Annotated in this window: 14 protein-coding genes and 1 riboswitch; of the genes, 10 read left to right on the top strand and 4 right to left on the bottom strand. The window is 64.9% G+C overall.

Going from position 1 to position 13743, the window contains the following annotated elements; all coding sequences use genetic code 11:
• Positions 1 to 109: 109 nt before the first annotated feature.
• The 3 genes from atzF to ACQR07_RS08815 all read right to left on the bottom strand — a co-directional run bounded on the left by atzF (position 110) and on the right by ACQR07_RS08815 (position 3531).
• A complete protein-coding gene (gene atzF / locus ACQR07_RS08805) occupies positions 110 to 1900 on the bottom strand; it encodes an allophanate hydrolase (protein WP_434901923.1) in 1791 nt (596 codons plus the stop codon).
• A gap of 257 nt (positions 1901 to 2157) precedes the next feature.
• The gene (locus tag ACQR07_RS08810; RefSeq protein WP_434901924.1) at positions 2158 to 2700 is read right to left on the bottom strand and encodes a DUF805 domain-containing protein; all 543 of its coding nucleotides are present in this window, start codon (positions 2698 to 2700) and stop codon (positions 2158 to 2160) included.
• A gap of 324 nt (positions 2701 to 3024) precedes the next feature.
• A complete protein-coding gene (locus ACQR07_RS08815; protein WP_434901925.1) occupies positions 3025 to 3531 on the bottom strand; it encodes a MarR family winged helix-turn-helix transcriptional regulator in 507 nt (168 codons plus the stop codon).
• Between the two features lie 59 nt (positions 3532 to 3590).
• Between ACQR07_RS08815 and ACQR07_RS08820 the strand changes: the two genes are divergently transcribed.
• From ACQR07_RS08820 to ACQR07_RS08860, 9 genes are all read left to right on the top strand, one after another.
• Positions 3591 to 4811: a cytochrome P450 gene (locus tag ACQR07_RS08820; RefSeq protein ID WP_434901926.1), complete on the top strand. Its 1221-nt coding sequence runs from the start codon at positions 3591 to 3593 to the stop codon at positions 4809 to 4811.
• 8 nt (positions 4812 to 4819) lie between these two features.
• Complete coding sequence (locus ACQR07_RS08825) at positions 4820 to 5143, top strand: 2Fe-2S iron-sulfur cluster-binding protein (protein ID WP_434901927.1); 324 nt, start codon at positions 4820 to 4822, stop codon at positions 5141 to 5143.
• 42 nt (positions 5144 to 5185) lie between these two features.
• Positions 5186 to 6406 (top strand): ABC transporter substrate-binding protein, encoded by a 1221-nt coding sequence (locus ACQR07_RS08830; protein ID WP_434901928.1) that lies wholly within the window; start codon positions 5186 to 5188, stop codon positions 6404 to 6406.
• Between the two features lie 357 nt (positions 6407 to 6763).
• Positions 6764 to 7936, top strand: a complete 1173-nt coding sequence (locus ACQR07_RS08835) for an ABC transporter substrate-binding protein (RefSeq protein WP_434901929.1) — start codon at positions 6764 to 6766, stop codon at positions 7934 to 7936.
• A gap of 144 nt (positions 7937 to 8080) precedes the next feature.
• A complete protein-coding gene (locus ACQR07_RS08840; RefSeq protein WP_434901930.1) occupies positions 8081 to 8998 on the top strand; it encodes a branched-chain amino acid ABC transporter permease in 918 nt (305 codons plus the stop codon).
• Entirely contained in the window at positions 8995 to 9942 is a 948-nt protein-coding gene (locus ACQR07_RS08845; protein ID WP_434901931.1) for a branched-chain amino acid ABC transporter permease, read from the top strand. Before ACQR07_RS08840 ends, ACQR07_RS08845 begins: the two co-directional genes overlap by 4 nt.
• Positions 9935 to 10705: an ABC transporter ATP-binding protein gene (locus tag ACQR07_RS08850; RefSeq protein WP_434901932.1), complete on the top strand. Its 771-nt coding sequence runs from the start codon at positions 9935 to 9937 to the stop codon at positions 10703 to 10705. Before ACQR07_RS08845 ends, ACQR07_RS08850 begins: the two co-directional genes overlap by 8 nt.
• Positions 10706 to 10721: 16 nt before the next feature.
• Positions 10722 to 11426 (top strand): ABC transporter ATP-binding protein, encoded by a 705-nt coding sequence (locus ACQR07_RS08855; RefSeq protein WP_434902273.1) that lies wholly within the window; start codon positions 10722 to 10724, stop codon positions 11424 to 11426.
• Positions 11427 to 11629: 203 nt separating this feature from the next.
• On the top strand, positions 11630 to 11761 hold the full coding sequence (locus ACQR07_RS08860) for a transporter (RefSeq protein WP_434866067.1): 132 nt from the start codon (positions 11630 to 11632) through the stop codon (positions 11759 to 11761).
• A 31-nt stretch (positions 11762 to 11792) separates the two neighbouring features.
• Here ACQR07_RS08860 and ACQR07_RS08865 read toward each other — a convergent pair whose 3' ends face one another.
• Positions 11793 to 12146 (bottom strand): hypothetical protein, encoded by a 354-nt coding sequence (locus ACQR07_RS08865; protein WP_434901933.1) that lies wholly within the window; start codon positions 12144 to 12146, stop codon positions 11793 to 11795.
• Between the two features lie 219 nt (positions 12147 to 12365).
• Positions 12366 to 12468: riboswitch (guanidine-I (ykkC/yxkD leader) on the top strand.
• Positions 12469 to 12543: 75 nt separating this feature from the next.
• Here ACQR07_RS08865 and ACQR07_RS08870 point away from each other — a divergent pair.
• The gene (locus ACQR07_RS08870; protein WP_434901934.1) at positions 12544 to 13614 is read left to right on the top strand and encodes a putative urea ABC transporter substrate-binding protein; all 1071 of its coding nucleotides are present in this window, start codon (positions 12544 to 12546) and stop codon (positions 13612 to 13614) included.
• The last annotated feature ends 129 nt before the right edge of the window (positions 13615 to 13743 follow it).

The raw sequence follows: 13743 nt of genomic DNA on the forward strand, positions 1-13743 counted from the left end.
GACAGCTGTGGCGCCGTGCCCACCATCTCACGCCAGATTCGCTGACAGCCGGTGGGCACGCTGCCGCCTTTCGGCGGCCGCTTTGCCCACCCTACGTCTTCATCGCCGATCAGCTCTTCCGCGCCATATACGCGCGCCAGCCGCCGAACTCCGAGATGTCGCGGGCGCCGTCGAGCGCTGCGGGCTCGACGAGGAAGCCCTTGGCGGTGCGGCCGTCGCTAAGCCTGATGGTACCGATCGAGAGCGGCGGCGGAATCAGGTTGACGAACTTGCCGAAGCTCGCCGCCGACAAGGCCCAGAGCTCGACCGCCATGGCGGTGCCTTGCCCCGGCTCGATCCTGAGCATGCCGGGCTTGGGCGGCGTGGTCGAGAGCGCATAGAGCTTGTAGTCGGGCGCGGTGTTCGCCGCTTCGAGCAGGCGGCCGCCGAGGCTGGTCAGCTCGTGGTTGAGCGCCATGCCGGAGAGATGCGCACCGACGACGACGATCGCGATCTCGTCGCCATGCAACGACGATGACACGGGCGCGAGCGGCGGAAGCGGGATCGATTTCGCGCCGACCGGCAGCGCGGTGTCGGCATGGAACGCGCGGCCGAGGCTCGCGAGCGCCGCATCGTGCCCGGCAGGTGCCAGCAGCGTGATGCCGAATGGAATGCCGTCACCGCGCATCGCGGCCGGCACCGCCAGTCCGCACAGGTCGAGCAGGTTGACGAAGTTGGTGTAGGTGCCGAGCCGGCTGTTGAGCAGGATCGGATCGGCGAGCACCTCCGCGGTCGTGTAGGCGGTCGGCGCCGTCGGCAGCACCAGCGCATCGACATCGGCGAAGGTGCGCTCGGCCACCTTGCGTAGCGCCTGCAGGCGATACAGCGCCGCGAACGTCTCGGCCGCGCTGCCGCGCGCGCCGCCGATGGTGATCTCGCGCGTGACCGGATGGATCGCGTCGGGATCGGAGGCCAAGAGATCGCGGATCACGAGATAGCGCTCGGCCACCCAGGGTCCCTCATAGAGCAGCCGTGCGGTCTCGTAGAACGGCTCGAGGTCGAATTCCACGAGCTCGGCGCCGAGCGCTGCGAACCGCGCGACCGCCGCGCCGTAGGCGGCTTCTGCGGTCTTGCCGCCGTAGAAGATCAATTGCCCAGGACGGGGAATGCCGAGCTTCACGCCCTTTGGAAAGGCGGTCACGGCCGCCACCGGCCGGTCGCGCGAGAACGGGTCGAGCGGATCGGGCGCGGCCATCACCGAGAGCGCCGTGACCGCATCGTCGACCGTGAGCGAGAACACCGAGATGCAGTCGAGCGTGCGGCAGGCCGGCACCAGCCCAGCGGTCGAGATCATGCCGAGGCTCGGCTTCAGGCCGACGATGTTGTTGAGCATCGCCGGCACGCGGCCGGAGCCCGCGGTGTCGGTCCCGAGCGACAGCGGCACCAGTCCTGCCGAGACCGCGACCGCGGAGCCGGAGCTGGATCCGCCGGGCACGAGATCGGCGCGGACCGGATTTCTGGGAATACCATAGGGCGAGCGCACGCCGACCAGGCCGGTGGCGAACTGGTCGAGATTGGTCTTGCCGACGATGATCGCGCCGGCCGCGCGCAGCCGCGCCACCGCCGTGGCATCGCGCGCAGGCGTGTAGGCGAAAGCGGGGCAGGCCGCCGTGGTTGGCAGGCCGGCGACGTCGATGTTGTCCTTGACCGCGACCGGCACGCCGTAGAGCGGCAGCGCCGCGGCGTCCTTGTCCGCAAGGGCCTCTGCCTCAGCGAGCGCGGCCTTCTCATCGCGGAGGCTGATGAAGATGGCCGGATCATCGTGCGCGCGGATACGATCGAACGTACGCGCGACCGTGTCCTTCGGCGTCATCAGGCCGGCGCGATGCGCGGCAACGATCTCGGCGATGGTCTCGGTCACGCGGCGCCTCGCGTGTGGATTGCGCCTGAGGTCTGGCTTGCCATCTTCCTATGCTCCCGCACCGCCGATCAGGCTGAGATGGTAGCAAGCGGCGTGCCATTGTGTACATTGCATGCAGCAAGGCTGCTTTGGAAAAACCTTCCCTTTCAGCGGTTTAGAGGCCTGGCTACGCCGGAGATGGCTCGGCGCGTCCTGCAAAGCAGGCGGTTTGCCTATGTTTTGATCAGTCGATCACCCTGCTGCTCCGCGGCGTGCTATCAGTAGCCGCGCCGCCCGGCAGCGCTGCCGGTGATGCGCGCCAGCCGTGTCTCGCTGGCCGAGACGGGGCCGCGTGAGTTTCGGGCGGGAGCCGGCGTCCGGCTGATGCGAGTTCCGCCCGATGACGACGTATCGCCGGCGCTGCTGGGAAAGAACAGCAATGCGACGGTCAAGCCGAGATTGATCAGCGCCCCGGGCCACGTGCCGGCGTGCGACGACGTCGCTGCATAGTCCGGAAACCGGGTGGCGATGACGTAGTCCAGCGCCATGACGGCAATCCAGGCCGGGATCACGCAGACAGGATCCCAGCCGATGTCGCGGAAGCGCATCGCCTGCAGCATCAGGTTCGCGATCAGGAACAGGCCGATCATCACCAAGACCGGCCCGGTAATCGCCAACGCCGACGTGTGCTGAAACGCGGCCGCGAGGCCGAAGGCCACGACGAAGGTGAGAGCGAGCGTGACGATGACGAGGCCGATCGAGGCGAGGAAATAGTGCAGCCGCCCGAGGCGGAGATTGAAACCGAAGATGAACCCCAACATTCCGCCGCATCCCTTCCGCGCCGCGGCGCGACATCGCCCCGTCAATCCATAGCAGCGCGACATTTCCGGCCGGCTTCGCAGATCCATAAAAGTCGAGGCATTGCACGGCAGCAGTCGAATCCGATGAATTCTATCGTTGCCAAAGCAACTATTATGTGGAACGATCGGCCGTGAAGGTGAGGGCGCGGCAGAGCCGTGCCTCGAACAAGGGACGGAGACGCCATGCGCAGCCTGCTTGACGCAGGCGCGACCGCTTGCGTGCGCGCGAACATACCGCCGAGCCGGGCCGGTCGACCACCGCTTGACGGGGTTGATCGACGAGATTCAGCTTGCGCCGGTGACGGTGTCGAGATTGTCGTGGATGCGGCGGAGCAGCGCGATCAGGACCTCCTGCTCGTCCTTGTCGAGGCACGCCAGCAGCCGCCGCTCGCGCTCCAATGCGGCAATGATGACCTTGTCATGGGTCGCACGGCCTTTCGCGGTGAGCGAGATCGAGTGGCTGCGGCCGTCCTGCGGATCGTTGCGGATCGCGATCAGGCCGCGGCTCTTCATCAGGGCCAGGGTGCGGCTCACCGGTCCCTTGTCGAAACCGATCACACTGCAGATGCGCGAGGCCGGAATGCCGGGCTCGATCGCCAGCAGCGACATGATCCGCCATTCCGTGACGTTGACGGCGAAATTGCGCTGGTAGAACGCGGTGGCGCTGTTCGACAGCTTGTTGGCGATGAAGGTGATGAAGGCCGGCACATAGCGGTCGAGATCGAGCGTGAGGCCGTGCCCCTCAGTCTCGCGCGGCCGCGCCTTGCGCGGCGTCCCCTGTTTCTCGCTCATGTCACCAGTCATAGGGATACGAAAAGCCGCATGACAAGGCCAAACTTCGGGAGGTCAGCATGAACCCAACAGGTCTTTCCGCCAGCGCTGTCGCGGCCGCAATCCCGCATCTCGGCATCGATCCGTTCTCGCTCGCCTTCTTCGACGATCCCTATCCGGCGCACCGGGAGATGCGCGAGGCCGGCCCCGTCGTCTATCTCGATCAGTGGAAGGTCTACGGCGTCGCCCGCTACGCCGAGGTCTACGCCGTCTTCAACGATCCCCAGACCTTCTGCTCCAGCCGCGGCGTGGGCCTGAGCGACTTCGCCAAGGAGACGCCGTGGCGGCCGGCGAGCATTATCCTCGAGGCCGACCCGCCGGCGCATACGCGGACGCGCGCGGTGCTGAGCAAGGTGCTGTCACCGGCTGTCATGAAGCGGCTGCGCGACGGCTTCATGGCCGCGGCCGAGGCCAAGGTCGATGAGCTTCTGGCGCGCGGCTCGTTCGACGCCATCCCTGATCTTGCCGAGGCCTATCCGCTGTCGGTGTTCCCCGATGCGCTCGGACTGAAGCCCGAAGGTCGCGACCATCTCATTCCCTATGCGAGCCTGGTGTTCAATGCGTTCGGGCCGCCGAACGACTTGCGCCAGCAGGCAATCGAGCGCTCCGCGCCGCATCAGGCCTATGTCACGGAACAATGCCAGCGCGACAATCTCACGCCCGGCGGCTTCGGCGCCTGCATCCATGCCTTCAGCGACAGCGGCGAGATCACGCCGGCCGAGGCGCCCTTGCTGGTGCGCTCGCTGCTCTCGGCCGGGCTCGACACGACGGTCTACGGCATCGGCGCGGCGGTGTACTGCCTGGCGCGCTTCCCCGATCAGTGGCAGCGGCTGCGCGCCGATCCATCGCTGGCGCGCAACGCCTTCGAGGAGGCGGTGCGGTTCGAGAGCCCGGTGCAGACCTTCTTCCGCACGACCACTGTTGACGTCGAGCTCGGCGGCGTCACCATCCCGGAAGGCGAGAAGGTGCTGATGTTCTTAGGCGCCGCCAATCGCGATCCGCGCCGCTGGGAGCAGCCGGACAACTACGACGTCACGCGCAAGGTCTCCGGCCATGTCGGCTTTGGTTCGGGCATCCACATGTGCGTCGGCCAGCTCGTCGCACGGCTCGAAGGCGAGGCGGTGCTGACCGCGCTGGCGCGCAAGGTCGCGAGCATCACGATGAGCGGCAAGCCGGTGCGCCGCTACAACAACACGCTGCGCGGGCTGGAAAGCCTGCCGGTCACCTTCACTCCAGCCTGAGCGACCCCATGACGACGATCACCTTCATTCATCCCGACAACCGCAGTGAGACCGTGGAGGCCGCGGACGGCGACAGCGTCATGCTGGCGGCGCTGACGCATGGCGTCGACGGCATCGTCGCCGAATGCGGCGGCAACGCGGTCTGCGCCACCTGCCACGTCTATGTCGACGACGCCTGGACGGCGAAGCTCGGTCCGGTCTCCGACGACGAGGATGCGCTGCTGGACGGCACCGCCGCCGAGCGGCTGCCGAACAGCCGGCTGTCGTGCCAGATCAAGGTGCAGCCGGCGCTCGCCGGGCTCGTGATCCGGATTCCGGACCGGCAGAGCTGAGTCTTTCAACAACAAAACAAGAAACACACGGGGAGGGAATTCATGAAACAGCTCAACAGATGCGCCTTGGCGCTGGTGACGTCGCTTGGACTCGCGGCCGGCGCTTCCGCCGGAGAGATCTCGGACAATGTCGTGCGCGTCGGCGTGCTCAACGACATCTCCGGCATCTTCCAGGACACCAATGGCATGGGCTCGGTCGAGGCCGCGCGCATGGCGGCGGAGGATTTCAACGGCGGCGGCAAAGGCATCAAGGTCGAGATCGTCTACGCTGATCACCAGAACAAGGCCGATGTCGGTTCGGCGATCACGCGCAAATGGCTCGATGTCGACAAGGTCGACGCCGTCGTCGACGTGCCCAATTCGGCCGTCGGCCTCACCGTCAACGAGCTGTTGCGCAACAGCCGCATGACGTTCCTGGCGTCTTCGACCGCGAGCTCGGATCTCACCGGCAAGGCCTGCTCGCCGAACACCATTCAATGGGTCAACGACGCCTGGGCAACCGGTAACACCACCGCAGCCGCGATGATGGGCCGCGGCGGCAAGGATTGGTACTTCATCACGGTCAACTACGCGCTCGGCCAGGGCATCGAGGCGGAGGCCACCAACTACATCGAGAAGCACGGCGGCAAGGTGCTCGGGTCGGCCAAGCATCCGCTCGGCACCGCGGATTTCGCGTCCTTCCTGCTGCAGGCGCAGGGCTCCAAGGCGAAGGTGATCGGCCTCGCCAATGCCGGCGGCGATACCATCAATGCGGTGAAGCAGGCCGCCGAGTTCGGCATCCAGCAGGGCGGCCAGTCGCTGGTCGCGTTCCTGCTGTTCATCAACGACATCCACGGCATGGGCCTGAAGGCCGCACAGGGCCTGCAACTGCTCGAAGCGTTTTACTGGGACATGGACGATGACACCCGCGCCTTCGCCAAGCGCTTCGCAGCCCGTCCCGGCATGAACGGCAAGATGCCGAGCGGCAACCAGGCCGGCGTCTACGCATCCACCCTCGCTTATCTCAACGCGGTCGCGGCGACCGCGAGCGATGATGCCAAGGACGTCGTTCCGCAGATGAAGACGTTCAAGGGTAAGGACAAACTGTTCGGTGACGTCACGATCCGTACCGACGGCCGCGTGGTGCATCCGATGTATCTGTTCGAGGTCAAGAAGCCTGACGAGTCGAAGTACCCCTACGACTACTACCGCCTGGTCTCGACGATCCCGGCGGAGCAGGCGTTCCGGCCGATGGCGGATGGTGGGTGCACGCTGGTCAAATAGCCCGCTGCTCCGGGACCCTATGCCAGTTAGTCTCTCGTCATGCCCGGGCTTGTCCCGGGCATCTACGTCTTGCGGCGGACGCCGGCCGACGTGGATGGCCGGGACAAGCCCGGCCATGACGAACCCGCGGAAGCGGCTTTTCTCATCACATTGTGCGCACCCGATGCGGCCCAGCTCTGCTGTGCTGCAGCATCCGTTAACAGGCACTATAGTTCTTGCCTTTGCCCGTTTGCGGGAATTATGGTGCATGGGTTGGCGCGCGACGGGACGCTGCGGCGAAACGCCGCCGCGCGCCGTGCCGTTGCATGCCGATGGTGTAACAACGATAAGAACGATTTGATCAGGGGAGGGAAGACCATGAAGACGAGCTTCTGGCTGGCTGGCGCCGCGGCGCTGCTGTTTTCGAGCACGGCGTTTGCCGGCGACACCATCAAGATCGGCTTCGTTTCGACCTTCAGCGGTCCGACCGCCGTGATCGGCAACGACATGCGCAATTCGTTCGAGCTCGCGCTCGATCATATTGGCCGCAAGATGGACGGCAAGCCGGTCGAGGTGATCTACGAGGACGACCAGCAGAAGCCTGACGTGGGCAAGCAGAAGACCGAGAAGTTGGTGCAGTCCGACAAGGTCGATTTCATCGTCGGCTATATCTGGTCGAACGTGCTGCTGGCCTCGCTGAAAACAGCGGTGGATTCCCAGACCTTCCTGATCTCGGCGAATGCCGGCCCGTCGCAACTCGCCGGCGAATTGTGCTCGCCTTACGTATTCTCGACCTCCTGGCAGAACGACCAGACGCCCGCGGCGATGGGCCTCTACATGAACCAGAAGAACGTAAAGTCGGTGTTCCTGATCGGCCCGAACTACGCGGCCGGCAAGGACATGCTGGCGGGCCTGAAGAGCACCTTCAAGGGCCAGGTGGTCGGCGAGGAATATACGGTGTGGCCGAGCCAGCTCGACTTCTCCGCCGAGCTCTCCAAGGCCCGCGCCTCGGGCGCCGAGTCGATCTTCGTGTTCTATCCGGGCGCGGCCGGCGTGCAGTTCCTCAATCAATACGCGCAGGCCGGCCTCAAGGAGAAGATGCCGCTCTACACCGCCTTCACCGTCGACGAATTGTCGCTGCCGCTGCAGAAGGACAATGCGATCGGCGTCCCCGGCGCCCAGGAATGGGTCAACGACCTGCCCAACCAGCAGAACAAGACCTTCGTCGCCGACTACCGCAAGAAGTACACCGGCCTGCGCCCGACCTATTACGGCGCCCAGGCCTATGACGCGGCGCAGCTGATCAACAGCGCGGTGGTTGCGGTGAAGGGCGACACGTCCAAGAAGGACGCGATAAAGGCCGAGATGGAGAAGGCCAACTTCAAGTCGCTGCGCGGCGGCTTCAAGTTCGGCAACAACCACATCCCGATCCAGAACTTCTATCTGCAGGACGTGGTCAAGGATGCCGACGGCCAGCTGTCGCTGAAGACGGTGGCGACCATCGTCGAGAACGACCAGGACCGCTTCCACGACAAGTGCCCGATGAAGTAAGCAAAAAGAATCCTGGCCGGGCGCGGACCGGCCTGGAATTTGCTTGAAGCTTAAAACATCTTCGTCCTATGATCGAAGGGACGGACATGGCGGCAGCGCCTGCAACGGTTCTGCCGCCGTCTTTTTGAGCGTGAAGTGAGGGGCATGCTTCTCGTCGTCGAACAATTCCTGAACGGGCTGCAGTTCGGACTGCTGCTGTTCCTGCTGGCTGCGGGCCTGACGCTGGTGTTCGGCATCATGGACCTCGTCAACCTCGCCCACGGCTCGCTCTACATGATGGGCGCCTATTTCGCGGCGACCTTCGTGGCCTGGACCGGCAGCTTCGTGCTCGGCGCCGTCCTGGCGCTCGGTGCCACGCTTCTGCTCGGCATCGTGCTCGAATTCACGGCACTGCGCCATCTCTATGGGCGCGACCATCTCGATCACGTGCTCGCGACCTTCGGCCTGATCCTGTTCTTCAACGAGGCGGTCCGGCTGATCTGGGGCCCGGCGGGTCTCGCGCTGCCGCTGCCGTCCTGGCTCGCCTTTCCGGTCACGATCCTGCCCGGCATCCAGTATCCGGCCTATCGTCTCGCCATCATCGTGGTCGCGCTGCTGGTGGCGCTGCTGCTCTATCTCGGAGTGATGCGGACGCGGATCGGCATGCTGATCCGCGCCGGCGCCTCCAACCGCGAGATGATCGGCGCGCTCGGCATCAACATCAAGCTGCTCTACACGCTGGTGTTCGGCCTTGGTGCCGCGCTCGCCGGCCTTGCCGGATTGATGCAGGCGCCGATCCTCACGGTGCAGATCGGCATGGGCGAGAACATCCTGATCCTTGCCTTTGTCGTGATCGTGATCGGCGGCATCGGCTCGATCCGCGGTGCCTTCATCGCCGCGATCATGATCGGCCTGATCGACACGATTGGACGCGCCTTTCTGCCCAACCTGCTGCGCCAAGTGCTGAACTCGGCGTCGGCTTCCACCGCGGCGCCGGCGCTGTCCTCGATGCTGATCTATCTCCTGATGGCGATCGTGCTGGTGGCGCGGCCTGAAGGTCTGTTTCCGGCCAACCGCAGATGAAATCACAGCTCAACGTTTCGACCATCGTAGCCGCCCTGGTCGTGGCCGGCCTGGTGCTGCTGCCGGTCTATTCGAACCTCAGCGGCAACATCTTCATCCTGACGCTGTTCACCCGCATCGTGATCCTGGCGTTGGCGGCCGTCAGCCTGAACCTGCTGATGGGCTATGGCGGCATGATGAGCTTCGGCCATGCCGCCTATCTCGGCATCGGCGGCTACGCCGTTGGCATCCTGGCGCAGGAGGGCATCGGCTCCGGCTGGGCGCAGTTCGCCGTGGCGATCGCGGTGTCGGCGGTCTATGCGGTGGTGATCGGCGCGCTCTCGCTGCGGACCCGCGGCGTCTACTTCATCATGATCACGCTGGCCTTCGCGCAGATGGCCTATTACGTCGCCTCCGGCCTCGCGCGCTACGGCGGCGATGACGGCCTCACCGTGTACAAGCGCAGCGATTTCGGCGGCCTGATCAATCTGGGCAACCGCGTGCAGTTCTATTATCTCTGCCTGTTCTGTCTGCTCGGCGTCGTCGCGCTGGTCTGGCGCATCGTCAATTCGCGCTTCGGCCTGGTGCTGCAGGGCCTGCGCTCCAACGAGCAGCGCATGCAGGCGATCGGCTTCCCGTCGAAGCGCTACAAGCTCGCCTGCTTCGTCATCGCCGGCATGCTGTGCGGGCTGTCGGGCGCGCTGCTCGCCAACAACACCGATTTCGTCAGCCCCGCTGTGATGTACTGGACCCGCTCCGGCGACCTGATGGTGATGGTCATCCTCGGCGGCATGGGCACCTTGATGGGACCGGTCGTCGGCTCCGTCGTGTTCCTGGTGCTGGAAGAGGTGCTGTCGCAGCTCACCGAGTATTGGGCGCTGATCATGGGGCCGCTGCTGCTCCTGATCGTGCTGTTCGGCCGCGGCGGCATCATGGGCATGCTCGGGAGGGTGAACCGTGGCTGAGCCGTTGCTTCGCGTCGACAATCTCGTGCGCCGCTTCGGCGGCATCATTGCCACCGATCACGTCTGCCTTGACGTGTCCAAGGGCGAGATCCACGCCATCATCGGACCCAACGGCGCCGGCAAGACCACGCTGATCAGCCAGCTCACCGGCCACCTCGCGCCGCATGGCGGCCGCATCTTCCTCGGCGGCCGCGACATCTCGCATTTCCCTGCCTACAAGCGCAGCGCGCTCGGGCTGGCGCGCTCGTTCCAGATCACCTCGCTGCTGACCGATTTCACCGCAGCCGACAACGTTGCCCTGGCGGCGCAGGCGCATGACGGCAAGCATTCGTTTCGCTTCTTCGCCAATGCGCGCAAGGAGAAGGCGCTGCGCGATACCGCGCGCGCCGCGCTGGAGCGCGTCGGGCTCGGCCATCGTGCCGATGTTCTGGTGTCGAAGCTCAGCCACGGCGAACAGCGCGAGCTGGAGCTCGCGGTTGCGCTCGCGACCAAGCCGCAAATCATGCTGCTGGACGAGCCGATGGCCGGCCTCGGCGTAACGGAATCCCAGCGCATGGTGAAGCTGTTGGCCGAGCTGCGCAGCGAGGTCTCGATCGTGCTGGTCGAGCACGATATGGACGCGGTGTTCGCGCTGGCCGACCGCATCTCGGTGCTGGTCTATGGCCGCATCATCGCCTCGGGCGCGCCGGATGACATCCGCCAGAACGAGGAGGTCAAGCGCGCCTATCTCGGCGATCAGCACGTGGTGGTCGGCCATGGCTGATCAGAAGGCGGACGGCATGCTGCTCGAGGTCGACGGCATCGAAACCTGCTACGGTCTGAGCCAGGTCCTGTTCGGCCTGTCGCTGGCGATCCGTCCGGGCGAGATGGTCTCGCTGATGGGCCGCAACGGCATGGGCAAGACCACGACGATCCGCTCGATCATGGGCCTGACGCAGGCGCGCGCCGGCATGATCCGCTTCTCTGGCCAGGAAACGCGCAAGCTGCCGTCCTACCGGATCGCCCAACTCGGCATCGGCCTGGTGCCCGAGGGCCGGCAGATCTTCCCGAATCTCACCGTCACGGAAAACCTTGTCGCAGCGTCGACCAACCGGCTCGGCGCGTCGGATCCGTGGACGCTGGACAAGATCCACGCGCTGTTCCCGCGGCTCGCGGAGCGCGGCAGCAACATGGGCAATCAGCTCTCCGGCGGCGAGCAGCAGATGCTGGCGATCGGCCGCGCGCTGATGACCAATCCCAAGCTCCTGATCCTCGACGAGGCGACCGAAGGCCTGGCGCCGCTGATCCGCGAGGAGATCTGGAATTGCCTGTCGCTCTTGAAATCGCGCGGGCAGTCGATCCTGGTGATCGACAAGAATGTCGGTCACCTCACCCGCATCTGCGACCGCCACTACATCATCGAGCGCGGCCGCACGGTGTGGAGCGGCACCTCGGAGCAGCTGATGGCGGAACCGGAACTGCAGCATCGCTATCTCGGGATTTGACGGCGCGCTGCCGGCAAGACGACTTGGATGCGGATTGACTCACGTCAAGATCATGTTGCCTGCGGGTGCGTAGATCTTCCGCAGCCGCGCGGGTGCGCCGATTTTTCGCATTGAGGCGCGGCGGGGACGGGACTATTCTCCAGGGTAGTGTTTTGTTTTGCCTTTTATCAAAGGTTGAGCAAATGCGTGTGCCTCATCTTCGCATGGAAGCACCGAAACGAGCCGTGGCCGGCCTGCGCGGCTTCTGGTCGGACCACTCCGACCTTGAGACGGCGCTGTGCATCGCCTTCATGCTGATCGTCGGAATCATCGTCAAGCTGACGCCGCCAACCTAGGCGCCCGCGCGCTGCGATATCCGAACAGATCTCAACGCTCGAACGGGATGTATCTCTGGTACTCCTTCGGCACCCGGCTGCGGTAGCGCGACGGCACCGTGCCGCTGCGCAACGAGTGCTCGACCTCCTGCCGCGTGGTGCGCGTGCGCTTCTTTTTCGGCGCGGCTGCCTCGCTGGCCGGCTTCGCCTCGCCTGCCTTGTCGGAGGACGCGGCCGGGGCTGGAGCGGTCGGCGTTGCGGCAGGAGCCGAACTGGGGCCGGGGCTCGGGCTGGGTGTGGGCTGGGCCGGCGCATCAGCAGCCGGGGCGCTCTGTGCGACCGCCGCGCCGGATGCGAGGCTCAGAGCCAGGACGCTCGCGACTGCAATCCCCGAGAACTTGATCATATCGACGGAACTCCACACCATGGCGACTGATGAGCTGGCCTCGTAAGGTCGTCCGCCCGTTGCGATGGGTTCATGCAGCATGTGCATGGCCAATGTTCGTCGCGGGCCTCATCGCTCAAGAAGAATTCTGTGTGCCAGCTTTTTGAGCACAGCGTGCCGCCGGTTCCATTGAATCGCAAGCGTTTTTCCCTGGCACGCGGCTTGCTGACCTTGTTGCTCAGAGTTGGCAGCTAGGGTTCCGGTTCTCTTCGAGAGAACGCTGGTCCGAGAGCAGCCGCCAGGGGAGAGCCCTGGTGCACGGCGGGATAAAAACCCGGGAGACCTCAGTGGCCGCGCTTGGCAGGCTCGAGGTTGTTTTTGCCAGTCCGCAGGTCACAAAACCAATGAGGGACTGGACATGTTCAACGCACGAAAACTGTTTGTTGCCCTGCTCGCGGCGTCGACGCTGGCGACCGCATCGTTGTCATCAGCAGCAGCCGAGAAGAAGAAGGAATTCAACATCGCCTGGACGATCTATGTCGGCTGGATGCCGTGGCCCTACGCCGCCGAATCCGGGATCGTCAAGAAATGGGCCGACAAATACGGCATCACGATCAAGGTCACCCAGATCAACGACTACGTCGAGTCGATCAACCAGTACACCGCCGGCAAGTTCGACGGCGTGACCGTCACCAACATGGATGCGCTGACGATTCCCGCCGCGGGCGGCGTCGACACGTCCGCGATCATCATGGGCGACTACTCGAACGGCAATGACGGCGTCGTGCTCAAGAAGGGCAAGACCATGGCCGACATCAAGGGCCAGAAGGTCAACCTCGTCGAACTCTCGGTGTCGCATTATCTGCTGGCGCGCGGCCTTGAGACCGCGAAGCTCTCGGAGAAGAACATCAAGACCGTCAACACGTCGGACGCCGACATCGTCGCCGCCGCGAAATCGCCGGATACGACGGCGGTCGTCACCTGGAATCCGCAGCTGCTCGAAGTGAAGGCGGAGCCCGGCGCCACGCTGGTGTTCGACTCCAGCAAGATCCCGGGCGAGATCGAGGATCTTCTCGTCGTCAACAGCGCGACGCTGAAGGACAATCCGGAGCTCGGCAAGGCGCTGGTCGGCATCTGGTACGAGACCATCGCGCTGATGAAGGATCAGAGCGAGAAGGGCAAGGCCGCGCGCGAGGCGATGGCAAAGCTAAGCGGCACCGATCTCGCCGGCTTCGAGACCCAGCTCAAGACCACCTTCATGTACTACGAGCCGAAGGACGCGCTCGCCTTCATGACCGGGCCGGAGCTGCCGAAGATCATGGACCACGTCCGCACCTTCTGCTTCGACCACAACCTGCTCGGCGAGAACGTGAAATCGAAGGACGCCGTCGGCATCTCCACGCCGACGAAGGCGCTGGGCTCCACGACCAACGTCAAGCTGCGCTTCGACCCGACCTACATGAAGATGGCGGCGGACGGGAAGCTCTGAGCTGTCTGTCGCGCGCAACCGGTCTCAACCCTCATCCTGAGGAGCTCGCGTAGCGAGCGTCTCGAAGGATGAGGCAGGGACTGAGGCCTCATGGTTCGAGACGGCGCTTTCGCGCCTCCTCACCATGAG

It is taken from the genome of Bradyrhizobium sp. HKCCYLS20291 (assembly GCF_051167715.1).
Taxonomy (GTDB): Bacteria; Pseudomonadota; Alphaproteobacteria; order Rhizobiales; family Xanthobacteraceae; genus Bradyrhizobium.